Origin of the sequence: Zobellia sp. OII3, assembly GCF_002211465.1 — a bacterium.
In the GTDB taxonomy this organism is placed as follows: domain Bacteria; phylum Bacteroidota; class Bacteroidia; order Flavobacteriales; family Flavobacteriaceae; genus Zobellia; species Zobellia galactanivorans.
In genome coordinates this window covers 422,254-444,818 of sequence record NZ_MWRZ01000002.1, presented here as the reverse complement: position 1 = coordinate 444,818, position 22,565 = coordinate 422,254, and the positions used below count along the sequence as shown (strand labels likewise).

General features: G+C 42.3%; 26 protein-coding genes. 9 read left to right on the top strand and 17 right to left on the bottom strand.

Features of this window, described 5'->3' with window-relative positions:
- Positions 1 to 342: 342 nt before the first annotated feature.
- On the bottom strand, positions 343 to 1,776 hold the full coding sequence (gene agaD, locus B4Q04_RS09095) for a beta-agarase AgaD (RefSeq protein WP_088696614.1): 1,434 nt from the start codon (positions 1,774 to 1,776) through the stop codon (positions 343 to 345).
- A gap of 523 nt (positions 1,777 to 2,299) precedes the next feature.
- Here agaD and B4Q04_RS09090 point away from each other — a divergent pair.
- Positions 2,300 to 3,193 carry an AraC family transcriptional regulator gene (locus tag B4Q04_RS09090; protein WP_013995564.1) on the top strand — a complete coding sequence of 298 codons (894 nt, stop codon included), beginning with the start codon at positions 2,300 to 2,302 and terminating at the stop codon, positions 3,191 to 3,193.
- A gap of 15 nt (positions 3,194 to 3,208) precedes the next feature.
- On the opposite strand, the gene B4Q04_RS09085 is transcribed toward B4Q04_RS09090, so the two are convergent.
- From B4Q04_RS09085 to B4Q04_RS09070, 4 genes are all read right to left on the bottom strand, one after another.
- Positions 3,209 to 3,793, bottom strand: coding sequence for a thioredoxin family protein (locus B4Q04_RS09085; RefSeq protein ID WP_088696613.1), 585 nt, complete (start codon positions 3,791 to 3,793; stop codon positions 3,209 to 3,211).
- A gap of 367 nt (positions 3,794 to 4,160) precedes the next feature.
- A complete protein-coding gene (locus B4Q04_RS09080; RefSeq protein WP_013995561.1) occupies positions 4,161 to 4,655 on the bottom strand; it encodes a hypothetical protein in 495 nt (164 codons plus the stop codon).
- A gap of 79 nt (positions 4,656 to 4,734) precedes the next feature.
- Entirely contained in the window at positions 4,735 to 5,220 is a 486-nt protein-coding gene (locus B4Q04_RS09075; protein ID WP_013995560.1) for an Hsp20/alpha crystallin family protein, read from the bottom strand.
- A 212-nt stretch (positions 5,221 to 5,432) separates the two neighbouring features.
- On the bottom strand, positions 5,433 to 6,347 hold the full coding sequence (locus B4Q04_RS09070; RefSeq protein WP_013995559.1) for a LysR substrate-binding domain-containing protein: 915 nt from the start codon (positions 6,345 to 6,347) through the stop codon (positions 5,433 to 5,435).
- Between the two features lie 112 nt (positions 6,348 to 6,459).
- On the opposite strand from B4Q04_RS09070, the gene B4Q04_RS09065 reads away from it, so the two are divergent.
- Both B4Q04_RS09065 and B4Q04_RS09060 read left to right on the top strand, forming a co-directional pair.
- A complete protein-coding gene (locus B4Q04_RS09065) occupies positions 6,460 to 7,920 on the top strand; it encodes a pyridoxal phosphate-dependent decarboxylase family protein (RefSeq protein ID WP_013995558.1) in 1,461 nt (486 codons plus the stop codon).
- 123 nt (positions 7,921 to 8,043) lie between these two features.
- A complete protein-coding gene (locus tag B4Q04_RS09060; protein ID WP_013995557.1) occupies positions 8,044 to 8,805 on the top strand; it encodes a DUF481 domain-containing protein in 762 nt (253 codons plus the stop codon).
- 12 nt (positions 8,806 to 8,817) lie between these two features.
- Here B4Q04_RS09060 and B4Q04_RS09055 read toward each other — a convergent pair whose 3' ends face one another.
- Positions 8,818 to 9,297: a GAF domain-containing protein gene (locus B4Q04_RS09055; RefSeq protein ID WP_088696612.1), complete on the bottom strand. Its 480-nt coding sequence runs from the start codon at positions 9,295 to 9,297 to the stop codon at positions 8,818 to 8,820.
- Between the two features lie 199 nt (positions 9,298 to 9,496).
- Between B4Q04_RS09055 and B4Q04_RS09050 the strand changes: the two genes are divergently transcribed.
- From B4Q04_RS09050 to B4Q04_RS09030, 5 genes are read left to right on the top strand one after another with little or no spacing between them, the layout of a single operon-like run.
- Entirely contained in the window at positions 9,497 to 10,075 is a 579-nt protein-coding gene (locus tag B4Q04_RS09050; RefSeq protein ID WP_013995555.1) for a TetR/AcrR family transcriptional regulator, read from the top strand.
- Positions 10,076 to 10,105: 30 nt separating this feature from the next.
- A complete protein-coding gene (locus B4Q04_RS09045) occupies positions 10,106 to 10,738 on the top strand; it encodes a nitroreductase family protein (protein ID WP_013995554.1) in 633 nt (210 codons plus the stop codon).
- A gap of 11 nt (positions 10,739 to 10,749) precedes the next feature.
- Positions 10,750 to 11,745 carry an NADP-dependent oxidoreductase gene (locus B4Q04_RS09040; protein WP_013995553.1) on the top strand — a complete coding sequence of 332 codons (996 nt, stop codon included), beginning with the start codon at positions 10,750 to 10,752 and terminating at the stop codon, positions 11,743 to 11,745.
- A 29-nt stretch (positions 11,746 to 11,774) separates the two neighbouring features.
- Positions 11,775 to 12,935, top strand: coding sequence for an iron-containing alcohol dehydrogenase (locus B4Q04_RS09035; protein WP_013995552.1), 1,161 nt, complete (start codon positions 11,775 to 11,777; stop codon positions 12,933 to 12,935).
- Positions 12,936 to 12,951: 16 nt separating this feature from the next.
- Positions 12,952 to 13,629: a type 1 glutamine amidotransferase domain-containing protein gene (locus tag B4Q04_RS09030; RefSeq protein ID WP_088696611.1), complete on the top strand. Its 678-nt coding sequence runs from the start codon at positions 12,952 to 12,954 to the stop codon at positions 13,627 to 13,629.
- An 89-nt stretch (positions 13,630 to 13,718) separates the two neighbouring features.
- Here B4Q04_RS09030 and B4Q04_RS09025 read toward each other — a convergent pair whose 3' ends face one another.
- The 7 genes from B4Q04_RS09025 to B4Q04_RS08995 form a co-directional block, all read right to left on the bottom strand.
- Positions 13,719 to 14,108 (bottom strand): RidA family protein, encoded by a 390-nt coding sequence (locus B4Q04_RS09025; protein ID WP_046288104.1) that lies wholly within the window; start codon positions 14,106 to 14,108, stop codon positions 13,719 to 13,721.
- 167 nt (positions 14,109 to 14,275) lie between these two features.
- Positions 14,276 to 14,839: a Crp/Fnr family transcriptional regulator gene (locus B4Q04_RS09020; protein ID WP_088696610.1), complete on the bottom strand. Its 564-nt coding sequence runs from the start codon at positions 14,837 to 14,839 to the stop codon at positions 14,276 to 14,278.
- 350 nt (positions 14,840 to 15,189) lie between these two features.
- Positions 15,190 to 15,432, bottom strand: a complete 243-nt coding sequence (locus tag B4Q04_RS23160; RefSeq protein WP_013995548.1) for a YgjV family protein — start codon at positions 15,430 to 15,432, stop codon at positions 15,190 to 15,192.
- Complete coding sequence (locus B4Q04_RS09010) at positions 15,429 to 15,911, bottom strand: MarR family transcriptional regulator (protein WP_013995547.1); 483 nt, start codon at positions 15,909 to 15,911, stop codon at positions 15,429 to 15,431. Before B4Q04_RS09010 ends, B4Q04_RS23160 begins: the two co-directional genes overlap by 4 nt.
- A 161-nt stretch (positions 15,912 to 16,072) precedes the next feature.
- Positions 16,073 to 16,675, bottom strand: a complete 603-nt coding sequence (locus B4Q04_RS09005) for a class I SAM-dependent methyltransferase (RefSeq protein ID WP_013995546.1) — start codon at positions 16,673 to 16,675, stop codon at positions 16,073 to 16,075.
- A gap of 11 nt (positions 16,676 to 16,686) precedes the next feature.
- Positions 16,687 to 16,932 (bottom strand): hypothetical protein, encoded by a 246-nt coding sequence (locus B4Q04_RS09000; RefSeq protein WP_013995545.1) that lies wholly within the window; start codon positions 16,930 to 16,932, stop codon positions 16,687 to 16,689.
- 22 nt (positions 16,933 to 16,954) lie between these two features.
- Positions 16,955 to 17,863, bottom strand: a complete 909-nt coding sequence (locus B4Q04_RS08995; RefSeq protein ID WP_088696609.1) for an NAD(P)/FAD-dependent oxidoreductase — start codon at positions 17,861 to 17,863, stop codon at positions 16,955 to 16,957.
- 119 nt (positions 17,864 to 17,982) lie between these two features.
- On the opposite strand from B4Q04_RS08995, the gene B4Q04_RS08990 reads away from it, so the two are divergent.
- Positions 17,983 to 18,357, top strand: a complete 375-nt coding sequence (locus tag B4Q04_RS08990; protein ID WP_088696608.1) for a Fur family transcriptional regulator — start codon at positions 17,983 to 17,985, stop codon at positions 18,355 to 18,357.
- Between the two features lie 3 nt (positions 18,358 to 18,360).
- Here B4Q04_RS08990 and B4Q04_RS08985 read toward each other — a convergent pair whose 3' ends face one another.
- The 4 genes from B4Q04_RS08985 to B4Q04_RS08970 form a co-directional block, all read right to left on the bottom strand.
- The gene (locus B4Q04_RS08985) at positions 18,361 to 19,134 is read right to left on the bottom strand and encodes a DUF4405 domain-containing protein (RefSeq protein ID WP_088696607.1); all 774 of its coding nucleotides are present in this window, start codon (positions 19,132 to 19,134) and stop codon (positions 18,361 to 18,363) included.
- Positions 19,135 to 19,290: 156 nt separating this feature from the next.
- Positions 19,291 to 20,016: a siderophore-interacting protein gene (locus B4Q04_RS08980; protein WP_088696606.1), complete on the bottom strand. Its 726-nt coding sequence runs from the start codon at positions 20,014 to 20,016 to the stop codon at positions 19,291 to 19,293.
- Positions 20,017 to 20,288: 272 nt separating this feature from the next.
- Positions 20,289 to 21,089, bottom strand: coding sequence for an alpha/beta hydrolase family protein (locus B4Q04_RS08975; RefSeq protein WP_088696605.1), 801 nt, complete (start codon positions 21,087 to 21,089; stop codon positions 20,289 to 20,291).
- A 248-nt stretch (positions 21,090 to 21,337) separates the two neighbouring features.
- On the bottom strand, positions 21,338 to 22,390 hold the full coding sequence (locus B4Q04_RS08970) for an alpha/beta hydrolase (protein WP_088696604.1): 1,053 nt from the start codon (positions 22,388 to 22,390) through the stop codon (positions 21,338 to 21,340).
- Between the last annotated feature and the right edge of the window lie 175 nt (positions 22,391 to 22,565).

Sequence of the window (22,565 nt, the reverse complement as noted above, 5' to 3'; positions counted from 1 at the left end):
GCTCGAGTTTTTTGACGTTTAAGATTTGGAGGGGGTGTATGTAAACACATAAACCGTTCCTTTTTGATTAGCTGCCATTCCGTCTGAACGAAGGTTTAAACAGTGCTCCCCTATGACTTTATAAGGACTTCTGGTGCAGCTCGTATTGATTTGTAGAAGAGGTCTTTAAAAAGCTTTGAGGGCTAAGCTCGGCACTGGCTTTATGTCATACAAAGATAAGGTAGGCTTATAGTTCGTTTGGTGTATAAAAAATGGGTATTTGTGTACAAATGAAGGTTTGTAAAAAGAAAAAGCCCAAAACAGAAATCAACTGTTTTGGGCATAGATATGAAATAGGGGGATTTACTCGGAGATAACGATTTTTTGTTTTACCGTCTCACCGGTGGCTTTGGTAATTTCCAATATATAGATGCCCTTTTTCAGGGAAGAAACATCGATTTTTTGATCGATCACATCTTTCCTTAGCATAACCCAACCTTTTAGGTTGTACACTCTGGCTTCAGCATAATCGGATTGCGAAATGTTCAATACATCCGTTGCGGGAACGGGGTATACCTGTAATTTTTCCGTAGGTTGGCCTTGAGGCTCAAAACTAGCGGGTTTTTCTACAGTCGATGTAGTTTCGGCACTATTGGCGGCACTTGCGTTCACAGGTTTGTAAACCCGGATCCAGTCTACCAATAAGTTGTTGTCGTAAAAGTTGGCCATCTCCGCAGCATTGGGGGATCGATAGGCTTCGGCTTGCCAACTTTGGTCTTCCACATTAATGATGATATCCATCTCTTTACTAAATTTTCTGCCGTTGTTTAAGTAATTAAAGGGGTCGATAACGCTAATGTTCGACTTGTTTTTGGCGTCGCTTAAGCTAGATGCGATATTCATTTTTTGATAGCCATTCTCCTTGATCAGTTGTCCGTTTACCCCTGTGCTCGTAACACCGGCCGGGTAGGTATATTGCCAAGTGCCATCGGCCAACCTTGTCTGTACGGCGTCGTTGTCCAATATCCTTACCATTTGTCCGTCTACAAAATACTCCAGTCGTGTTGGGGATACCCAGTTCACCCCGATCCTGATGGTTTTGCCTCCCCATTGGGTTACGCCGTTTTTGCCCCACCAGCTATTAAGGTCGGCGGGTTGGTAATCCTTAAAATTAGGGGGTCTGATAAAAACATGGTGGCTCAAGTGGATCTTAGACGCAAAATAACTGTTCCTGTTGTCGTTTCCAGGGCCTCCATAGCATTCCATAATATCGATTTCCTGGGTGTCATCAGGACTCAATAGCCAAATATCGGAGGCCAAGGTGGAATTCATGACTTTTACCCTGGCTTCTACGAATACCGGATATTTTACCCGCGTTTTATTGGTGATACAACCGGCCCTAGTCTCGGGTCTGCTTATAGGGGTATTGTTTGAGCCGGTAAAGGATTTTGTGGCTCCGGGAATTCGAGATGCCCAAATGTTCAGGTTGCCTCCAGAAACGGCTACATGGTTTTGCATCCATTTGGTCGGGCCGGGGCCTTCAAAATTATTGGGTTGCCCATTGGGACGATTGTGGTATTTGTTGTACCATTTCATATTTTCATTGGGACCAAAATCTACCACATTGTTCGTGGGATTAAAGGTGTAATTGAAATCGTCACTGGCGGCGGTTTGCAGCTTCCATATTTTGCCGGCCCCTGCATTGGCCGGTATGGGCACGTTGTCCCAATCGTATTGTCCGTAGGATGTAAAAAACTGTAAAAATGTGATAACCGCAAGTAGGATACTTCTTTTCATTTGTATTTGATTTTAGGGTTCTTAAAAAAATTAACACGTCCAAATTAATCTTTAGGACGTATAATTAAATAAAGGCGACTTGACAAAAACTAAACATGGTTTTTGTAGTCGATTAAAAGAAGTTGCATTTTACCGATGGTCCGCTGAATTATATAGGGTTAACGCAGGAATTAAAAAAATAATTATTTTTATTTATTATTTTAATTCCTACAATATTTATAGTATTTACTTATAAAACTTAAGGCGTAAACTTATAATTATGTCTCCTTGGTTGTGGTGAAAAAGGGTCAAAATGACCTTAATAAGCATCATTTTGCTATGGCTATTGGCCTATAAACATAAGGTGGTTTTGAAGGGTGTTTTTAGAAAGGAAACCTTGCGACGGGAACTAGTTTCGCTCTAGCCACGTTTGGTATAAAAATTGGATATTTTTGTACAATAAAAGGTTTTTGGGCTCGGATACACCACTTATACTATTATTTTTTTTAATTTTAACGGGTGATTTTGAATAAATCAAACAAACATGCAAGTATTAGAAGCTCATAAACCTTTTGAAATACAAGAAATAGAATTAACGGATTGGAAACAGCGTCCCGTCAAAAACAATTTTTTTGAATTGGTTCTTATTAAGGAAGGTTCGGGTACCCAGTGTATCAATTACAATCACTATCCTTATACGAAGGACAGTGTCTTTTTGCTTCCTCCTTTAAAATGTCATTCGTTTACCATAACCAGGCCGACGCGATTTGTTTTTTTAAAATTCACCGATTCTTTCTTTAAAAAGGGAAGCCGTGGCATGCATATTGACCGGAACGAGTGGTTCAATGAGGCGGCCTATATTCTTTCAAACTACAATCAATTGCCAGGTGATATCATTAAGACGGATCTTGACCGACAGCACCTTCAGAATCTGGTGACCATGATATTGCAAGAATCACGGAGCTATGAGCGGGAATCGGTACAGCTTATAACCAGTCTTATGACCAGTATATTGGAACTTTTGATCCGCAACATTAAAAAAGGAAGTTATTATGAGATGGCGCAAAAGGTCAGTGACGAGCGGATTACTAAAATGTTGGCCTATATCAATGAGCATATCGATAAGCCGGAGCTTTTGAAAATCGATAACCTGGCAAAGACTTTTATGATGTCGCCCACCTATGTAAGCGAGTATTTTAGGAAGCAAGTAAAAATATCCCTCCGCGAGTATATTATTAAGGCCAAGCTTAAGTTGGTGGAGATACGCTTGTTAAACTCCGACTTTACCCTTTCCGAGATTGCCGATGACCTTGGGTTTACCGATGTAAGCCACTTATCCAAAACCTTTAAGCGTTATGCGGGGACTTCGATTCGGGAATTCAAGAACAATGGGGAATATATGATCTTAAAGAGAAACTCCTGTTCTGCTCAGGTATAGTTCAAAAATGAACTTTTAGGGGAAGTCAGTCTTCTTGTTGGTATAGCTTCTTTTCCAAATGATACTCGAGCCCATGCTGGGGTATTGGTTAGAATCGACTTCTTTGCCTTCTATCAGGCGGTCAAGGGCCTTGCACAAATCTTGGCCCGTAGCTTTTGCAATGCAGGGACGGGTCATGTCGAATCTTCCCGAGTAGGCACATTCCATGTTGTGGTCGAAAACAAAAAAATCAGGGGTGCTCTGTGCTTCGTAGGTAAGGGCGGCATCTTGGTGCTCGTCGTACAGGTAAGGAAAAGGATAGTTGTGGTATTCCGCAATTTGCTTCATAAATACCGGGGCGTCTTTGGGACTTTGTTCAACGTCATTGCTACTGATTGCAATAAATGTAACGCCTAATTCTTGGTATTTGTTAGCGATTTCCACCAATTTCGGATTGATGTGTTGAACAAAGGGGCAGTGGTTGCAAAGAAAAACTATGACCGTAGCTATATCGGATTTGATGTCGCACAGGCTCATAAAGTTATTGGAAACGGTATCGCGCAACCTAAAATTAGGGGCTTTCGTACCTAGTTCCATCATACTTGATAGTACAAATGCCATAAATGTAATTTACCATCGTCCTTGTTGGTGACAAGCACGAATATTTAAACTTCTAGAACTACTCTCCTTTTGTATTGATTTACCATGTAATATGTCGCCCTGTCATCGGTTTTGTTAATCAAGGGTGGTTTGCTGGTAAAGCAACAATATCTCTTCAGTAAATTAAAAGGATTTTATAGTAAAAAAAAAGGAATTTTGTTCAAAATTTTATATATTCTATGCTATTCTACCACTATTTATGTGCAAAAAGGACAAATATATAGGGGTATTTTAATTTAGTACAATTATTTGTCCTTTTTTTATACAAAAAAATAATAATATTAACGTTTTTACAAAATATATAAGAAATGTAGATTTGTTACGCTCTTTATAGCGTACTTTCTTGTGGCTGTTGGTCATCTTTCCACTGGGACCTATATTTTTTCAAGAATTCCTTTTGCCTGTTTTCCATATGTTTATGCCAGGCGTCTAAATCGAAAAAATCTTTGCCAAATGGACTTTCAAAAAAGTCGTCGTTAAAAAAATGTTTGGTAAACAGGGAGTCCGGTCCGAAAACATCCTCAAATCCCTCTTGGTTAAAGTGTGAAAATCTACTGTAGAATTTTGAGCGCATTTGTTGAAGGGTGCTATCCTTATCAAGGCCCGCCAAGTCTTCTAAGTTTCCGGAAGACCATGAGTAGATGGAGTCAAAACGGATCAGGTTGCCGTTTTCGTCAAATTCCTTGTTCACTTTCCAAGTGCCCTTTGGCTCTTCGTTTATTTGTTTTTCCGCTTCTTTGTGTTCTGCTATGTCTTTGCTCTCTTGGGCGTTACAGCCTAGGTTCAAGAGAGCCAATAACAAGAAAAAAGGTAATGTTCTCATGACTTATAAATTTTAGGTTTTGTATTCGGAAAATAAGCGGACCTATACCTTGGTCCGCTTACGTTGTTATTTGTCTGTTCTATGCAATAGCAATACGTTTGGGCGGTTTCTTTTTGGCCTCTTCTTTTTTTGGCAAGTATACGCTGAGTATACCTTCTTGGTAGTTGGCCTTTATTTGGCTGTCGTCGACCGTTTCAGGAAGCGTAAAGCTCCGTTTAAAAGATGAGTAGCCAAACTCCCTACGGGTGTACTTTTCGTCCTTGGCTTCGTTCTCTTCGGTAATCTCGGCTGAAATGGACAATACCTGGTTGTCTAGGTCAATATGGAAATTCGATTTATTGAGTCCGGGTACGGCCATATCCACCGAAAAGGCATCGGGGGTCTCTTTGATGTTCACCATGGGTAAGCTTATTCCCGTGTTGAAGTTTTGTGAAAATACCGATGGCCAATCTCGCGTGAACAGATCATCCACCCAAGATGAAAGCATGGGGTAAGTTGATAAACTAGTTGAATTTGTTCTTGTCAAACCTCCTTTTTCAGGAGCATTTTTAACCAAAGTGCTCATAATAAATTTGATTTAAGTTAAACAATAAATTCATTGAAATGCCCGCAAAAAAAATACCACAATACGCCTTAAAACGGACTGTGGTTTACTTTTAAAACTTTTTAAGAAAAAGGGTTAAAAAAGCGTTAGAAAAACACTTTTGAAAATGTCATTTTGACAATGTAAAGTGACACTTTTTCAAGGGGTTAGCGCTGTACGGGGCTGCCATCTTTTCAGTGTGTTTCTCCCTTTGGCCCGTCTAGGGGCATTACATGGTTTACTTGGTGTAGAATTTGAAACAGCTTGGGGTGTTCAAACTCTAATTTCGGATTCCATATCATGGTCAATTGGGCCTTTTGGGGCGTATCGGACAATTCGTGAAAGTCTATGGGCAAATGGAGTCCCCGTATCGATGACATAGGCTCCAATGACACCCCCATGCCCGCCTCGATCAATCGTATACTGGTGCTTACCGAATCGGTTTCGTGTACCACATTAGGTATAAAACCGGCACTGGTGCAAATCGACTCTATAATATTCACATAGTTGGGGCCATCGGTCTTTGAGGGAAAGATAAAGGGCTCTTTTGTAAATGTGGCAAAGCCATTCTTTTGCAACCGCTCCATATCAAACCCCTTGGGTACCAACACGGCATAATTATCTATATGTAATACCTTGCTTTTTAATCCTACCGGCACCAAGGGGTTGGTGGCAAAACCGATATCGAGTTCCCCCGATTGCAGGCGTATATATTGGTCGCGGTTGTTGAGTTCCTTTAAAATGGTCTTGATGTTCGGAAGGTTTTGACGAATGTCTATTAGGATTTCGGGGAGTATGGACTGCATTACCGAATGGGTAAAGCCGATTTTAAGTTCCCCGGCTTCACCTTTGTGGATTTGGTTCGTCCTCTTAATGATAAATTCATACTGAAGAAGGAGCTTTTCCATTTCCGGAATAAAATACCTTCCGGCCTCCGTCAACTCAACATTCCGCTTGTTTCGTTTGAACAAGGGGGTGTTGATACCTTCTTCCAATTGCTTGATTTTACGGCTAAGGGCCGGTTGTACAATATGTAGGGCCTCGGCGGTTTTGGTGAAATTCAGTTTTTTTGAAAGCAATATGGCGCTACGTATGTGTTGTAAATCCATTTCAGTAATACGTATTTGTTATTAGTTTATCAAAATTAAGTATTTATTCTTATTAATAAGGATGTCTAGCTTTGTAATGCTTAGGAAGATGTAGAATTAAAAAAAGCACCCGATGATGAAAGACAATAGAGTATCGAAGGTTTACGAAGCGGAACGATTTAGGGAAATGGGAAAGGAGCTTATCGATGTTCTAGCCGACCATTTGGGAAGCCTTCAAAACCAAGATACTAAAACCGTTTACCCTGATAATGCCCCTGAAGACGAGCTGCAGTTTTGGGAAAGGGACCTAGGGCGCCCATCAGATCCTATGTCGACCTTCAAAACGATTATCGCTCGCTCGCAACAAACCCAGCACCCAAGGTATATGGGGCACCAAACTGCGGTTCCGGCTCCAATAACGGCCCTTACGGGCATGGTAACGGACCTTTTGAACAATAGTTCGGGGGTTTATGAAATGGGACCGGTTTCCAATGCCATGGAGCGAGTCGTTACCGACTTTACGCAAAAGAAAGTGGGCTATCCCAAGACGGCCTCGGGCCTTATGACCTCGGGAGGAAGCCTAGGGAATCTTACCGCCTTATTGGCCGCAAGAAAAGACCGGGCACCCCACAATGTTTGGGAAGAAGGCCATAACGAAAAATTGGCGGTATTGGTCTCCGAAGAGGCCCATTACTGTATTGACAGGGCGGCACGAATCATGGGGCTAGGCGATAAAGGAATCATTAAAGTTCCGGTAGATGATGAGTTCAAAATGCGTGCCGACCTACTCCCCCATTATTTGGAAAAGGCCAAGGAAGACGGACTCCATGTGTTTTGTGTTATTGGCTGTGCTGGCTCTACGGCTACGGGTTCTTACGATGACCTTGAGGCCTTGGCGGAGTTTAGCAAATCCCATAAGCTTTGGTTACATGTTGATGGTGCCCATGGCGGTGCGGTGGTGTTTTCCGAAAAATACAGGCCCTTGGTTAAGGGAATCGAAAAAGCGGACTCCGTAGTTATCGATTTCCATAAGATGTTGATGACCCCGGTTTTGAGTACGGCCCTCTTGTTTAAGGAGGGAAACAAAATTTATAGGACCTTTATGCAAAGGGCCCAATATTTATGGGATTCACCGGAATCTGAAGAATGGTACAATTCGGCGAAAAGGACTTTTGAGTGTAGCAAACCGTTTCTCTCGGCAAATGTCTATATGATTCTAAAGACCTATGGCAACGATATTTTTGAAAAAAATGTAGACCGTCTCTACGATTCGGCCCAAGTACTGGCACAAATGATCAAGGGGAAGCCTGGGATGGAACTGCTGCACGAACCCGAATCGAACATTGTCAATTTCAGGTATACGCCCCATAAAAATATGCCTACCGATAAATTAAACCACCTGAATACCGAAATCAGGAAGCGCTTGGTGTCCACTGGAAGTTTTTACATCGTGCAGACCACCATTGGGGATCAACGGACCCTAAGGTGTTCTATTATGAATCCATTGACCTCGAAGGCTGATTTTCAGGACTTGCTCGATGAGATTGAAAAACAAGGGGCTTCCATCTTAGGTGCGGAGCTGGTCTTGGGGTGATAGGGAAGCTTTTCTAACCGTAAAAACGAGAGAGGTCGGTTCATTTATGTACAAATTGGTAAAGTGTACCGAAATTCACCTTGGAATATGATAGTTTTGCAGCTTGATAAAATCGCTTGCCGCATGAAACTAGCATTGACCATAGGTGCCGCCCTCATTTTTATTGGTGTTTCCAACGCCCAGTTGGTGAATATTGAGTCCAAACGCATGCAAAAAGACTCGGTGCGCTTTGCCCTGAAAAGCGACCTGCTCTTCAATTATACGGACAATAATGGGGCCTATATCCTTCAGATAGGATCCAACCTTACCACCCAGTTGAAATCAAGGGATTTAAAAAAAATCCTTTTCTTTATCGGAAACTACAACCTCATACGAAGTAAGGACGAGGATTTTCAGAATTCCTATTTCTTCCATCTACGCTACAATCACAAACTGACCGATTTGTTTAGGCTCGAAGGTTTTGTTCAAAACCAGAACAACACCCTGTTATCTATACGGAACAGAAACCTGGTCGGTGCAGGGCTTCGGTTAAAGTTAATTTCAGAAGAAAATGCAAAGGTCTATTTTGGCAATGCCTATATGTACGAAATAGAGGTACAAAAAGATACGGAAGAACAATTCTATAACCATAGGAACAGCAGTTATCTATCGGCTACCTATGCCTTTCCGAAGACGCGTTTGGATTTTACCGGAACTGTATACTTCCAGCCCTTGTACCGCTATATAGCCAACCATCGTATACTAAGTCAGCTAAAGGCCGAAATGCCCCTAACGGGTCATCTTAGCCTTTCCGCCTTGTACAACTATTCCTTTAGTAGTTTTTCTACCTCTTCGGAAAGCGATCGTTCGTCTAATCTGAAATTAGGACTTACCTTTTCCATTTAAACGACAAGCGACTTATCGCGTGGCGAGAACCCTGCTCATCTCTTCCCCTATCTTAAGGAGGTCGTTACGCTCTTCTTCCGTAAAATCATAGGGTACGGGCTTGGCAATACCCAAGGTGCCGTATAACTTCCCGTCCAATAACATAGGGGCCGCAATGGAACCCTCTACTTTGGTTTCTTTGGCGGCAGGACGGGCCACGCCTGAACTGTCGGTCTGTAAATTACACATCTCAACGGCCTCCTTGCGCTCGGCCGCAATACCGGCCATACCTTTTCCGATGGGAATGGTAGATAACTTGGGTATCAAAAAGAGAGGAATGCCCTTATGGGCCTGTAATTGCAATAAAGAAGTGTCTTGGTCTAAAAAGTGGATGGTTCCCGTAGTGCAGTCAAAACCACTGATAATGTCCTCCAAGAGCTGCTGCCAATTAGGCTCGGGTTGTTTCAACTTTTCAAAAACGGTGGCTAGGGTCGATCCTTCCTTGTGATCCATAATAAATAGTGTTTACTGAATAAAATCGGTTCGGTCTAATGTGAATGCGGGCTTCCAGATGTATGGATAGTCGCTTACCTACAAATTTACTAAAGTAATCGGTAGGGAGACCACTCTATTCCCACGGAAAAACTAAACCTTTGTTAAAAAAGAATGAACGTTCATTTTTGTTCTTACCTTTGTGCCAGAACTTAGAACCATGACAGCATTAACAAAGAGTCAAATTAAAAGAAAGGCGCTGGTAGAAGCCACCATAGAATTGGTGAACAATAGCGGTTTCCATGCGGCTCCCATGTCGAAAATAGCAAAAATGGCCAATGTGTCCCCTGCTACTATTTACCTCTATTTTGAGAACAAACAAGATTTGGTCAATAAGGTATATATAGAAGTAAAGGCGGCCTTTACGGAATATGCCTTTGCTACCTACGACCCCAAAATGGATGTTGAAAAGGGCTTTGAGATCATTTGGAAACGCATAGCCGATTTTAAACTTAAGGAATGTGAGGAAGCCATGTTCTTGGCGCAGTGCGACAATACTCCCATCATTGACGAGCCGAGCCGTCAGCAAGGTATTAAGCATTTACAACCCTTATTGGATCTTTGGGAACGCGGCAGAAAAGAGGGAAGGATCAAACCTTTATCCGATTACATTTTATATGCCTATGCCATTAACCCCTTATCCTTTTTAATGATCATGCAAAAAAGGGGGGCGTTTCAATTGAACGAAGACCATTTGGAGGAAGCCTATCAATCGGCTTGGAGCAGTATTAAAAAATAAACAGAACATCATTAAACAATAAATATATATATGGAATTACTCGATAAATTAAACTGGAGATACGCAGCTAAGGCGATGAATGGAGAGACCGTACCACAGGAGAAAGTGGACCGTATACTTGAGGCGGCCCGCCTCGCTCCTACCTCTAGTGGTTTGCAACCTTTTGAAATCATAGTGGTTACGAATCAAGAATTAAAGGAAAAGATAAAAGCGGTAGCATGGAACCAGTCGGTGGTCACCGATTCATCGCATTTATTGGTTTTTGCGGCCTGGGACAACTATACCGAAGAGCGCATCAATAAAATGTTCGACCTCACCAATGAAATTAGGGGCTTTAAGAACGAAGGATGGGAAAATTACAGACAGCAATTGTTGGGGATGTACCCACAGCGTGACCCCGAGGTAAATTTTCAACACGCCGCACGCCAAGCCTATATCGCATTTTCACAGGCGATTGCCGCTGCCGCCTTTGAAGGGGTAGATTCTACCCCGATGGAAGGTTTTGACCCAGATGCGGTAGATGAAATCCTCGATCTAAGATCAAAGGGGCTACGCAGCTGTGTGTTATTGCCCATCGGTTATAGGGATACAAGTAACGATTGGTTGGTAAACTTGGTAAAAGTGAGAAAGAGCACTGAAGACCTAGTTACCGTGCTCGATTAAAAAAAAAGAAAATGAAAACAATCCTATTAAAGAACAGGCCTAAGGGAAGACCGACGGTCTCCGATTTTGAGTTTATTGAAAGTGAGGCCCCTTCGGAAATAAAAGAGGGCGAAATGCTTTTGGAAACCGCTTATGTTTCCGTAGACCCCTATTTAAGGGGAAAGATGAACGATGTGAAGTCGTACACCCCTCCTTTTGAATTGAACAAGCCCATTCATTCGGGAATCGTGGCCAAGGTAGTGGCATCTAAACATGCCGATTACAAGCCCGGGGATTACTTAGCGGGAATGTTGGACTGGAAAACCCAGCAGGTTTCAAATGGTGAAGGTTTGACCAAAGTAGACGAGACCAAGGCCCCCTTAAGTGCATACTTGGGTATTCTGGGGATGACGGGACTTACCGCTTATTTGGGACTCACCGAAATAGGAAAACCCAAGAAGGGTGAAACCTTGGTAGTCTCAGGGGCTGCAGGTGCCGTAGGAAGCGTTGTTGGCCAAATCGGGAAGATACTCGGACTTAAGGTTATCGGTATTGCCGGCAGTGATGAAAAGGTAGACTTGCTAAAATCGAAATTCGGTTTTGACGAGGGAATCAATTATAACACTACCGATGATATGACCGCAGCTATTAAAAAAGCGGCACCCGAGGGAGTTGATATTTACTTTGACAATGTGGGCGGACCTATTTCAGATGCGGTCTTGTTCAACATCAATCAGTTTGCGCGACTGATCATTTGCGGGGCCATTTCAGTGTATAACAATACCGAACTGCCCAAGAGCATCAGTGTTCAACCGTTTTTGGTGAGGAACAGTGCCCTAATGCAAGGTTTTATCGTCTTCAATTACCACGAAAAATATCCTGAAGCCCTAAAACAATTATCCGCTTGGTTGGCCGAAGGAAAACTGACCTATAGCGAGACTATAGTGGAAGGTTTTGAAAACATTCCCCAAGCATTTATCGACTTGTTCGATGGAAAGAATAAAGGAAAAATGGTCGTTAAGATCTAAGGATCACAAATCACAAAAGTAAAAACGCTATGAATAATTTTGAATTTAAAAATCCTACCAAAATCATATTTGGGAAGGATACGATCCATAAAATAACAGAGGAAATTCCTTCCGATGCCAAAATATTAATGCTCTATGGCGGGGGAAGTATCAAAAAGAACGGGGTTTACGAACAGGTGAAGACGGCCTTGGCCAAGGCGGATGTCGTTGAGTTCGGAGGTATTCCGGCCAACCCAGAGTACGCCGTACTTATGGATGCCTTAAAGGTTATCAAGGAAGAAAATATTACCTACCTACTAGCTGTCGGTGGTGGTTCGGTTATTGACGGAACCAAGTTTTTATCCGCGGCAGCAGTTTATGAAGGTGAAGAACCATGGGACTTTGTAAGGAAAAGAGAGCCTATTCAAAAAGGAATGCCCTTCGGTACGGTGTTGACCTTGCCGGCGACCGGTTCGGAAATGAACTCGGGAACGGTAATCTCTAGGAAGGAAACCCAAGAGAAGTTGGCCTTTGGAGGTCCTGCCCTATTCCCGCAGTTTTCGGTATTGGATCCACAGGTAATCACCTCCATTCCAGAAAGACAATTGGTAAACGGTATCACCGATGCCTTTACCCATGTTCTCGAACAGTATATGACCTATCCTGCAGGGGGACTTCTACAGGACCGTTTCGCGGAAAGTATCTTGCAGACCCTAATCGAGATCGCTCCTAGGGTGATCAAAGACCCGAGTGATTACGAGGCCGCGGCCAACTTTATGTGGAGCTGTACCATGGCCCTTAACGGACTCATTCAACAAGGGGTTCCCGGTGACTGGGCGGTACATATGATGGGCCACGAGCTTACGGCAATGTACGGCATCGATCACGCCAGGACGTTAGCGGTCGTAGCACCAAGTCATTATAAGTACAACTTTGAGGCCAAGAAGGAAAAATTGGCCCAATATGGCGAGCGTGTTTGGAACATCACCGAAGGTAGTATCGATGATAAGGCCTATGCGGCCATAGAAAAAACCGAAGCCTTCTTTAAGGGCTTGGGTATTGACACCAAACTATCGGACTATACTTCCGATTACGAAGGTACGGCCGAAAAAATAGCACAACGTTTTACCGATCGCGGATGGAAAGGTCTTGGCGAACGTCAGGCCTTAACTCCTCAAGATGCCGAGAAGATCGTAAAAATGGCATATTAACCTCAAAAATTAAAAGATGAAAATATTATTCGTTTTAACCTCCCATGACAAGTTGGGAGACACAGGAAAAAAAACAGGATTTTGGGTAGAGGAATTCGCAAATCCGTATTACACCTTGCTTGACAAAGGGGCCGATATTACCCTGGCAACCCCTAAGGGCGGTGCCGCCCCAATTGACCCGAGCAGTGATACGCCCGATGCCAGCACCAAGGATACCGAACGTTTCAACAATGATCCGGTAGCCCAGGAAAAAATCAAAAACACAAAAGTATTGGCCGATATGAAGGCCGATGACTTCGATGCGGTTTTCTATCCTGGAGGTCACGGTCCCCTATGGGATTTGGCTACCGATTCAAATTCCAAGGCCTTGATCGAGAAGTTCAACGCGCAGAACAAGCCTATAGCCTTCGTATGTCACGCCCCTGCCGCCTTAAAAGAGGTAAAGGGTAGAGATGGAAACTTCTTGGTAAAGGACAAAAAGGTAACAGGATTTTCCAATACCGAAGAAGAAGCCGTACAATTGACCAATGTAGTGCCATTTTTGGTCGAAGACGCCTTAAAGGCCAATGGAGGAATATATTCTAGAGGGGAAGATTGGGCCGCCTATGCTTTGCAAGACGGAAACCTGATTACAGGGCAAAACCCTGCCTCATCGGAATTGATGGCCGAAAAACTATTGGCCAGTTTGAACTAATTGTAGTTCCCCCTTTTTGCAAAAGGCTTACCGGGTGTACCGGTAGGCCTTTTTTTTATCTTTAATATTTCCCTTGAACCATGGCCATCTTATCTGATGACGGTGGCTTCCAATTCGACTTTCAAGGTTTCAAAAAGGCTTTTAACTTCCAATACGGTACTTGCTTGTTGTATGTTATGCCCTGAAATCCAATTTTGAAATATATCAAAACAGCTAAAAAAATCATCGGTAGATGTAGTGTAGACATTTAATCTAACGATATTATTACATTCAAACCCGGCCTCTTCTATAATTTTTTCCAGATTTTGAATCGTCTTTATTAATTGTGTTTTCATACCCTCCGTGCTGGATTTTCCATGGGCATCAATTGCGGTTTGACCAGATATATAAAGCGTAGCTTTTGGGTTGATTACTTCAACCGCTTGTACATAACTCCTTTCGTTTTGCCATTGCCATGGGTTGATAATTTTTTTCTCCATTTGTTTTTGATGTTGTGCAGCTACCGACATGATAGTCGATAGCGCGATGGTTAAGATTCTTTTTTTTATAAGTCACGGCTTCGATTCGAATGTGCCTTACAAAGGTTGGAACTTTAGCATCGCTTACGGTGTGATAAACATCACAATTATGAAAAATCAGAAAATAATCAAGAAGACATTCTACTTAGCGTTTCCCGAGATACGCCCAAGTAGGAAGCTAAAAGGGTTTTGGGGAGCCGTTGAAACAAAGTGGGATGTTCCTTTAAGAGCTGCCCATATCTTTCTTTGGCACTTGAAGTTAGAAAGGATAAAATCCTTCGTTGTGAAGCCATATGGCCGGCATTGGATTTCTCTAAAAAGAAATGTCCCATTTTAGGAAGCTCTGCTGCAAGTTTGTAGTAGTTGCCCAGAGTAATACAAAACACCTGAGTATCTTCAATACATTGAAGTGCCAGTTTGGCCTTACTTCGGGTAAAATAGGCGGTAAAGTCGCTTTCCCACCAATTCTTCATCGCAAATGATGCGATGTGTTCCCTTCCATCCACATCATCATAAACCAATTTCATGAGGCCCGAAACAACATAATAGCAATGGTTGACCTCTTCTCCCCTTTGGATAAGAAAATCGTTTTTTTTATAGCTTGCTTTTGAGAAATGAGACAACACATGAGCAAACTCCTTATCCGATATTGAAACCACTTTTTCAATGTGCTTTCTAAGCTGGTCTTCCATAAAAAAATGTAAAGTTCATTTTTTTTTAGATAAATATAAGGCTATTGAAAGGTTTTAAATCGTTGGACCGAAAAAGATACCGGCGTCCGACTTATCGATATGGTCTTGATTATCAGGTGCAAATCAGGTGGGCATGTATGCAATTGACCTACCTATTGTCAATCCACGCTTCGCCAGAAGGTAATTGGGTTAGGGGGCTAAAAGACATGACCGTTTAAATGATCGAACTTCCTCCAATTCACAAAGAGCCCACCGGTATGGGTGAGTTCTTTTTGTTTTAGAATATATGACCCTTACATTAAGAGTCGTCTTGAATTAACGAAATATTGACTGGTGTTCGCATAAATCGGTTATAATTTATGAGGCTTATTGACTTGGTTGCGCTTGATCTTTTTCAAATGGTATACGTGGATTACACAGAAAACTAGGCCGGCGATGACCAAAGGAATCGATTCTAAAAACACGCCATAAATGATATAGAAAAAACTGGAGATTAGGTGCCATACCCTGAATGGCCCCATTTCCTTTTTTGTTATTGCAAAAAAACCAGTTGCAATAGCAATATATCCAAACAATTCTGTAATCAGGTTCATTTCAAATTAAGGTGGCTTAAGGTTCTTTCTTTATAATTTTTTTCACTTACTAATATTTCCATTTCTTTTAATTCTTCAACAAAATGCGGACTATTTTTGATCAAATCTTCCGTGGTCTTTGCCCCTGCATTCCAATGTTCACGAAAAACCGGTAGTTGCTCCTTTGATTTTTCCGATAGCTCAAGCAATTGTTTTCGTGAGTCATTATCGTCCGTACTTGTATTTATGTATCCTTTTTTTTTCATTTTCTTAATGATCTTTACACAGGCAGGGTGTGACATTCGCAGCTCCTGCGCTATTTCGGTAATCGTCATGCACTTGTGCTTCTCCAACAATAAGAATATTAAATGCCAGTTGGGCTCGATATCAAGGCCCACCGTCTTGTAATAATCTCTTGTGCTATAGAGCACTTCATCGCTCAATCGCTTTATTCTACTCATTAATCCTGCATACTCTATCTCCGTCAAAAAGTCATTCATAAATTTATATGTAACTGGTTACGCAAATGTAAATCATTTTTCGTAACTGGTTACGTAAATAGAAAAAAATTAAGGGGCAATTATGGAAATAAACAAAATAAAAGCTTGACCCTGAAGATGGCCAAGCTTTATATCGATCTAAAATCTATGGAATCGGATGATCAGGCCTTCTTACACCGTATCAAAAACATGGGTTGGTTTTCGTCTACCTCTATAATTTCACAGAGTCCAACTTTATCGAACTCGGCTTTCACTGCTTCGGTGTCGTAAAAGAATATGGGCACACCCTGGTGAAACTCATAACAATCCTTGCCCAGCAATTTTCCTTTTCCAAAATTGGGAGCGGTCTTTGTTATGGCCGTAAACACCATATGGCCCTTATCGGCTAGTTGGTCATAACAGTCCCTTATAAGCTTAGCCCTTTGGCTTGGATTTAATAGGTGGATTAGGGCATGACAAAAGATTCCGTCGTATTTTTTGTCGTCAAAAGGCATGTCGGTTACGGAACCGTGATGTATAACCATTGCTTCGCCGAAGTGCTTTCGGGCCAATTCAATAGCGGTTTTCGATATTTCTATGCCAGTGACCTGTATACCTTTTGATCTGAATATTTGCGCATTCCGACCATAACCGATACCTGGGATGAGTATATTTTTAACCGATGGCCCATCAAAAAAATCTAGGGCCAACAAAGCGGACTTAGCCGGTTTAAACCCCCACATTTCTTGTTTGTCTAAAAAACTATCTTCCCAAAACTCAGACATACTTTTCCTTTTTATCTACAAATTTCATCCTTGATAAGTTCGCAAAGAATACCTTCTCTCTCAATTGTTGAGATTATTTCTTTTGTGTAAATATGTCGCCCTTCGATGCGCAATATCGTATGACCGCAAGGATAGGCTAATTTCGTTTCATTCATGTCATAATCAATTTTTAACTGGTCGAATTCCTTTTCAAGCAGTTTAACCATTCTCTTTGCTTTTGAAATTTTTTCAATATTGGTAATCAAAACTTCAACCATAACCTTATTTTTTACAATGATCTTAAAATTCTTCCTGGGCGAGCTCCATATTTGCCATGGCCCCGGCCATATTTCCCGTAGAGACCGCATTGGCTATGGAACGGGCCCTTAGACTGTTGTCACCGCAAGCAAATACCCCATCAACAGTAGTTTTTTGCATGCCATCGACTTTTATAAGCCCCTGTTCATTCAGTTGGCAACCTAATAAATCAGGTATATCGGAGCTCTGTGTGAACGGAAGGCTTGCATATGCGGCATGAAAATCTTCTTTGCTATTGTCCTTAAATACAACATTTTTAATATAGCCATTTTCATGTTCGATTCCAGCGACCTCCTTTTCAATTAGCGTTATGTTGTTTTTGGTAAGCTTCAAGATTTGATCGGTATTGAAATTTGCTTTTCCCGAGGTTAAGATAACAAGGTCTTTCGTGAGATTAAGAACGAGTGATGCCAAGTGCATCGCTTGTTCCCCATTGCTTATTATCGCTGTTTTTTTATGACGGATTTCATATCCATGGCAGTACGGGCAATGCACAACAGATATTCCCCAGCAAGAGGAAAAATTATATATATCGGGCATTGTATCCTTGATTCCTGTGGCAAAAATCAATTTTTTTGCGGTAAACTCCTTTCCTTTCTTCGTGAAGATCCGAAAACCTGGGTCGCTTTTAACTCCCTGTATGGCAACATCATCAATATACGTAACGGAGGGGTAATTCAATACCTGGGATTTGGCTTGTTCTGATATGTTACTTGGTTTTACCCCGTCATGGGTAATAAAATTATGGGCGTGTGGGGTGTACCGATTACACGGCATGCCACTATCGATGAGCAATACGCTTCGTAAGGAACGACCTAAGGCCATTGCCGCGGAAAGACCGGCGTAACTTCCTCCGACAACTATTATTTCAAAATGTGCGGTACTGTTCATTGCAAGATGGATTTTATTTGTAAATGCAAAATAGTCGCATTAAACTTTTGGCGAATATATGCGTTTTTTATATAATTGCAACAACATCGCATTAATTTATTTATATGTAATTTTATACTATGAAAAGAAGAAATACGCCCACAAAGGAGGCGGTACTTTCCGTTTTGAATTCTAGTACCAAGGCCATGAGTCCTGATGCCATTGCGAAGAAAATAGATGTCGCCATTGACAGAGCTACAATTTACAGGGTGCTGAACCGCTTTTGTGAGGACGGGGTTTTACATAGGGTAGTAGCCGACGACGGGAAGCAATATTTCGCCCTGTGTTTAAAGTGCGACGAGAACGAAAAACCTTTGCACCATTTTCATTTTCGCTGCAAAAATTGCGAGACCATAGAATGCTTGCCCCTTCCCGTAAATTTCACCATAGCTAAGGGCTATGAAGTGGAAAGTGTGAATTGTGTACTTATTGGGGTTTGTAAAGATTGTGCTTAAATTTTAAGAATGGATTCCCTTCCCTCGAAGTTTCCTTTTGAGTCGTATGATGCCCCCCGCAATAAGTGCCGGAACACCAGTAAGTACGGTAACCTTGACCAAGGGTAAAACATATCTCATCCAACCCATGCCCGGTCCTCCGGGCTCTTGTCCCGAGTTGCTTTCCGCACTTGTTCTAAAACCTTCGGCCCATTCGCTGAATTCAAATAAATACACTGTTAAAGACAGAACAATACTTAAACAAATCAACAGTAGCAGCTGGAGCATACGTTTTGATATGATGGGGCCCACTTCGGTTAAATGGTGTAAATCGGACTTAAATTTAAATTTGCTGAAAGCACCGAGGATCCATCGCCAATGCAAGGCGATATGAATACCGAAGACAGGCATAAAGAGGGTGGCGCTAAGGTTATGGATTTTTGTCCAAAACGGGTCGGGTTCAAAATGGATTCCAAAAACGGGCAAAGCGGCCTCTGAAATAACGATACCGGAAACCGTTATGACAATCATAAAAAAATAGAGGGTCCAGTTTAGGACATAATCGAATCGGGTTTTGTTGGATTCCCTTTGAAAGAATTTTTTCGAATTCGTAGCGATCCAATTCCAATTAATAATGAGGTGTAAAAAAAAAGGGAGGATAATGATAAAACTGGCCCATTCATGAAGAGGAATCCCTGTAGTTTGAGGAATGAGCACTAAGACCATAAGGGTAAAAAAGAACAAATCCACATATACTCTTACCTTGGACGTTTTCTTGGTTTTGGAAGTCTCGTTCATTGCTTTAGGCCTTTAAAATATATTTCATATGATGGGGGTGAAACTCGCAAATATGTGTTTAAAATCCATTCAAGTAAAGGTTAAAGTATAGGGATAAATGGTAAATGTGAAACCCGAACCTAAAAAGCGACACATAAAATCACCCTTCGGAAGTCTTTACTCCAATCCTTTTTTATCAGGGTTCCAAAAAGGCTTGGTCTTGATTTGCTTCGTATCCCAATGCAATTCCTTTCTAAAGTATTTGTTCAAGGCAACGCACAACCTACTGTCGCCCGCAATATAGACCATCTTTCTGCCCTGCATTTTTTTTAGTAAGGGTCTTAGTTCGGTCAAGACCTCTTCTGCGGGATTTTCGGGCATTTCGAAAAAACGAAAGGGCGTGCTTCCATCAATATCGGGAAACATTTCGCTTAGGTCGTGATTATAAATAATGCTTTCCACCTGCTTTTCCTCTGGCAAATGTCGTTTTATCACATAGAGATGCGATAAAGCCGATAGATCGCCGATCATCAAGTAACTGTCGGCACTATCGTCTAAAAGAAAATTTCCCTTTTTCCACTTGAAGTGTACCTCGGTATCCGTTTGGCAAATTTCGGCCCACACTGCCCCTATTCCCATGCTGTGGGTGGCAATGGCCAGATCTATGGTCTCGTTTTCCCTGTCAATGGCCCAAACGCTATAGCTTCTTACCTTATCCTTTAAGGCAATTTCCTCTTGGCCGATACCGACCCCTAGTCGTATAAAATATCCGGGGGTAAAATCAACGTCTTTAATGTGCTTGCTTGTTATTCGAATTTTATAAACCGATTCGGAGAGCTTCAATTTTTCTACGATCCTTCCTTTCTCCAGTATCTTTTTGATGAGGGTCTCTACTATTCCCATTTTTGTTATTTTTATAAATTAAATACACAGGTGTAAATCGCTTTATTATAGTTTGTTAAGGCTTTTTTTGGGTGATTTACTCCTGCCGACTAGCTGCGGACTTCCTTCAAAAGCCCTAAAAGGACCGATGCGTCCTCCCCTATTGGACGGTATTTTTAGGGTAAAGTTTAATCGGCCGCCCCCAATTTTTCCAGTGGTTCCGTTTTAAAACCGGAATGTCCCATGAAAGGGGATTCTTGGCCTTTCGTTTCGGCGCGGATACCCGGTTTGGGCTATTCTTTGTAAGTTACACTTTGTAATATAAAATCAACGATAGGAGAAGGATCTTTTAAGGAATGGGGATGATGGCCTACCCCTTTTTTTCCGATGAGTTCAATGTGGCCTCCTGCTTCCTTGAAGTTCTTGGCAAGTAGGGCCGTATTTTCCCCGTAAGGTACTACTACATCGGCATCTCCATATACATGCATTACCGGAATACCGGCTTTGGCCACTTTTACACTATTGTTTATGGGGATATCATCAAAGTCTTTGACCGAATCGGCATCTAGGCCATAGGCTTCCAGGCAGCGTTTCCAGGCTTGGGGACTCCCCTCTCCGCTAAACATGCCTCCTGGCCAGCTTTTAATATCGCAGACCGGGGCGTCGGCATAAATGGCGAATACCTTGTCGGTGTTTTGTGAGGCCCAATTATAGACGATCAGTCCCCCTCGGCTCATTCCCTCTAAAACCACTTTTTTATGGAGTCCGTATTCCGAAGTGCAAAACGTATAGAAGTCGTTCCACAGGTCCACGGCCGTCTTGCTCCCAAATAGATCGGACACATCAACATATACCACGTGAAAACCTTTTTCCAAAAGGGCTTTGTCGACTTGCGGTTCATGGCCCCAGAACCTTGCTCTCCAAATCCAATAACGGTTGGCGTTTCCTGTGTTGGGAAAGACTATTTTGGCCTCATGTCCTTGAAACGAAAATTCCTTGACCTTGTATTCCGTAAAAATGGGGTCTTGGCCATATGTGCCTAGGGAAAGGAATAGGCTAATGAATAGTAGGATTTTGCTTAGGCTGGTTTTCATCTATCTTGGCTTTTGGTATATGCGCCCACGCGATTAAACGTCTTAGGTATTCCGTCGGTTTTCTTCGTAGGGTTATGGGCACAAGTTAAATAAATTGTGGGATCCTAGCCATTTTCAATTTAAAATCCGGAGTATAGTGAAGGGGAGGTTATTCGAGTAAAAAGCCCCGGAATGGGGCCTTTATCTATATCTTAAAATAAATAGAACGTGTTGGACACGATCGGTCCCACTCAGGTCCTGCCCCACCCTTATTCACAATGGGCGCTCCTTGGGTTTTTCAATGAGGCGCATTTAAACAAATATTTTGACTGTGGGTAATTTGGTGAGGGATCATCGGTTACGACCAAGGGTTCCAGTGCCTGCCCATCGTAACTGGGCATGCTTATTTGCTCTAGGGAGCCGTTGCCCAAGGCGACCTTCTTTCCTTCAAGGTTTCCGTTAAAGCTATAATCGATCATGGCATCTAAGAGTCTGTAAATCCCATAATAATCATAGGCATCGTAGGCCGACTTCGTATTGGGCAGATTGTGTTCGGCCGAATAGGTATAGTCGTTCAAAACACTGCTTTTGATCAAGATAAAGTCCTTTTCCGCATCGGCTATGTTGATGTTCTTAAAAATATCAATGGCCATTCTATGGTCGTTGGTGACATCATCGTCATAGACTTGTGTGATGAGTTTTGTGTTCGATGGAAAATGGTCTAACTGGGTATCGGACAATTGGTAGGAAAACCATTGGGCCATGGCAAAAATAAACCTGCCGTTTTCGCCCCAGCCCTCTTCTACAAAACCTTTGTAGGCCAGGCTAAATGATGCCCCGCCGCCGAAGGAGTGTCCCATAAAACCGACTTTTTCCGTATCGATAATATCGGGATAATCGGTTGCGGCCTTTTTAAAACTTTCCCATAAGGTATCGTAGCGTTCGTCGACCGATACCCCGGTCGTGGGATAGGGCGCGAAGACCACGGCATATCCCTTTTTGGCTATAAACTCATACAGTCCGATGTTATATTCACTTTCCTCACCTCCGTAAGGATGCGAATAGAAGATGGTGGGTAAAGCTTCAGTGGCTTCTTGGGGATAGAATATTTCTACATTTTTCCCTTCGTAGATAGGACTTTCAAATGTGGTCTTTGCCACCGTATAGGTACCATCGCTCCCATAGCCGTCCAAGGGTTTTGCAATGGGGCCTTGAAGTTCGTTTTCTGCAGAGGGTAAGGTGGGAAGGGGATCTTCAATGGCATCTTCGGAACAAGCGGTCAAGATCAATAAGGCGCAAAAGGCCTGGGCAATGGCTTTCATGTACGGTTTTTATAAATGATTGGATTATAGCCAACGTTTCAGTGAGGGCAATTATTATATAGATGGGAAGGAATACCGTGTCTCTGACTCCATAATAGAAGCATTTTAGGAAGTACAAACGTTAAGGGTAGCATCCCCCGCCTTACGGGCTCCTCCAGGAGGGGGGTGTTTTGGA

What these genes read in the sequence shown, in the direction of transcription:
- agaD (WP_088696614.1), bottom strand. Translation starts at nt 1,776, where the DNA reads ATGAAAAGAAGTATCCTACTTGCGGTTATCACATTTTTACAGTTTTTT.
- B4Q04_RS09090 (WP_013995564.1), top strand. Translation starts at nt 2,300, where the DNA reads ATGCAAGTATTAGAAGCTCATAAACCTTTTGAAATACAAGAAATAGAA.
- B4Q04_RS09085 (WP_088696613.1), bottom strand. Translation starts at nt 3,793, where the DNA reads ATGGCATTTGTACTATCAAGTATGATGGAACTAGGTACGAAAGCCCCT.
- B4Q04_RS09080 (WP_013995561.1), bottom strand. Translation starts at nt 4,655, where the DNA reads ATGAGAACATTACCTTTTTTCTTGTTATTGGCTCTCTTGAACCTAGGC.
- B4Q04_RS09075 (WP_013995560.1), bottom strand. Translation starts at nt 5,220, where the DNA reads ATGAGCACTTTGGTTAAAAATGCTCCTGAAAAAGGAGGTTTGACAAGA.
- B4Q04_RS09070 (WP_013995559.1), bottom strand. Translation starts at nt 6,347, where the DNA reads ATGGATTTACAACACATACGTAGCGCCATATTGCTTTCAAAAAAACTG.
- B4Q04_RS09065 (WP_013995558.1), top strand. Translation starts at nt 6,460, where the DNA reads ATGATGAAAGACAATAGAGTATCGAAGGTTTACGAAGCGGAACGATTT.
- B4Q04_RS09060 (WP_013995557.1), top strand. Translation starts at nt 8,044, where the DNA reads ATGAAACTAGCATTGACCATAGGTGCCGCCCTCATTTTTATTGGTGTT.
- B4Q04_RS09055 (WP_088696612.1), bottom strand. Translation starts at nt 9,297, where the DNA reads ATGGATCACAAGGAAGGATCGACCCTAGCCACCGTTTTTGAAAAGTTG.
- B4Q04_RS09050 (WP_013995555.1), top strand. Translation starts at nt 9,497, where the DNA reads ATGACAGCATTAACAAAGAGTCAAATTAAAAGAAAGGCGCTGGTAGAA.
- B4Q04_RS09045 (WP_013995554.1), top strand. Translation starts at nt 10,106, where the DNA reads ATGGAATTACTCGATAAATTAAACTGGAGATACGCAGCTAAGGCGATG.
- B4Q04_RS09040 (WP_013995553.1), top strand. Translation starts at nt 10,750, where the DNA reads ATGAAAACAATCCTATTAAAGAACAGGCCTAAGGGAAGACCGACGGTC.
- B4Q04_RS09035 (WP_013995552.1), top strand. Translation starts at nt 11,775, where the DNA reads ATGAATAATTTTGAATTTAAAAATCCTACCAAAATCATATTTGGGAAG.
- B4Q04_RS09030 (WP_088696611.1), top strand. Translation starts at nt 12,952, where the DNA reads ATGAAAATATTATTCGTTTTAACCTCCCATGACAAGTTGGGAGACACA.
- B4Q04_RS09025 (WP_046288104.1), bottom strand. Translation starts at nt 14,108, where the DNA reads ATGGAGAAAAAAATTATCAACCCATGGCAATGGCAAAACGAAAGGAGT.
- B4Q04_RS09020 (WP_088696610.1), bottom strand. Translation starts at nt 14,839, where the DNA reads ATGGAAGACCAGCTTAGAAAGCACATTGAAAAAGTGGTTTCAATATCG.
- B4Q04_RS23160 (WP_013995548.1), bottom strand. Translation starts at nt 15,432, where the DNA reads ATGAACCTGATTACAGAATTGTTTGGATATATTGCTATTGCAACTGGT.
- B4Q04_RS09010 (WP_013995547.1), bottom strand. Translation starts at nt 15,911, where the DNA reads ATGAATGACTTTTTGACGGAGATAGAGTATGCAGGATTAATGAGTAGA.
- B4Q04_RS09005 (WP_013995546.1), bottom strand. Translation starts at nt 16,675, where the DNA reads ATGTCTGAGTTTTGGGAAGATAGTTTTTTAGACAAACAAGAAATGTGG.
- B4Q04_RS09000 (WP_013995545.1), bottom strand. Translation starts at nt 16,932, where the DNA reads ATGGTTGAAGTTTTGATTACCAATATTGAAAAAATTTCAAAAGCAAAG.
- B4Q04_RS08995 (WP_088696609.1), bottom strand. Translation starts at nt 17,863, where the DNA reads ATGAACAGTACCGCACATTTTGAAATAATAGTTGTCGGAGGAAGTTAC.
- B4Q04_RS08990 (WP_088696608.1), top strand. Translation starts at nt 17,983, where the DNA reads ATGAAAAGAAGAAATACGCCCACAAAGGAGGCGGTACTTTCCGTTTTG.
- B4Q04_RS08985 (WP_088696607.1), bottom strand. Translation starts at nt 19,134, where the DNA reads ATGAACGAGACTTCCAAAACCAAGAAAACGTCCAAGGTAAGAGTATAT.
- B4Q04_RS08980 (WP_088696606.1), bottom strand. Translation starts at nt 20,016, where the DNA reads ATGGGAATAGTAGAGACCCTCATCAAAAAGATACTGGAGAAAGGAAGG.
- B4Q04_RS08975 (WP_088696605.1), bottom strand. Translation starts at nt 21,089, where the DNA reads ATGAAAACCAGCCTAAGCAAAATCCTACTATTCATTAGCCTATTCCTT.
- B4Q04_RS08970 (WP_088696604.1), bottom strand. Translation starts at nt 22,390, where the DNA reads ATGAAAGCCATTGCCCAGGCCTTTTGCGCCTTATTGATCTTGACCGCT.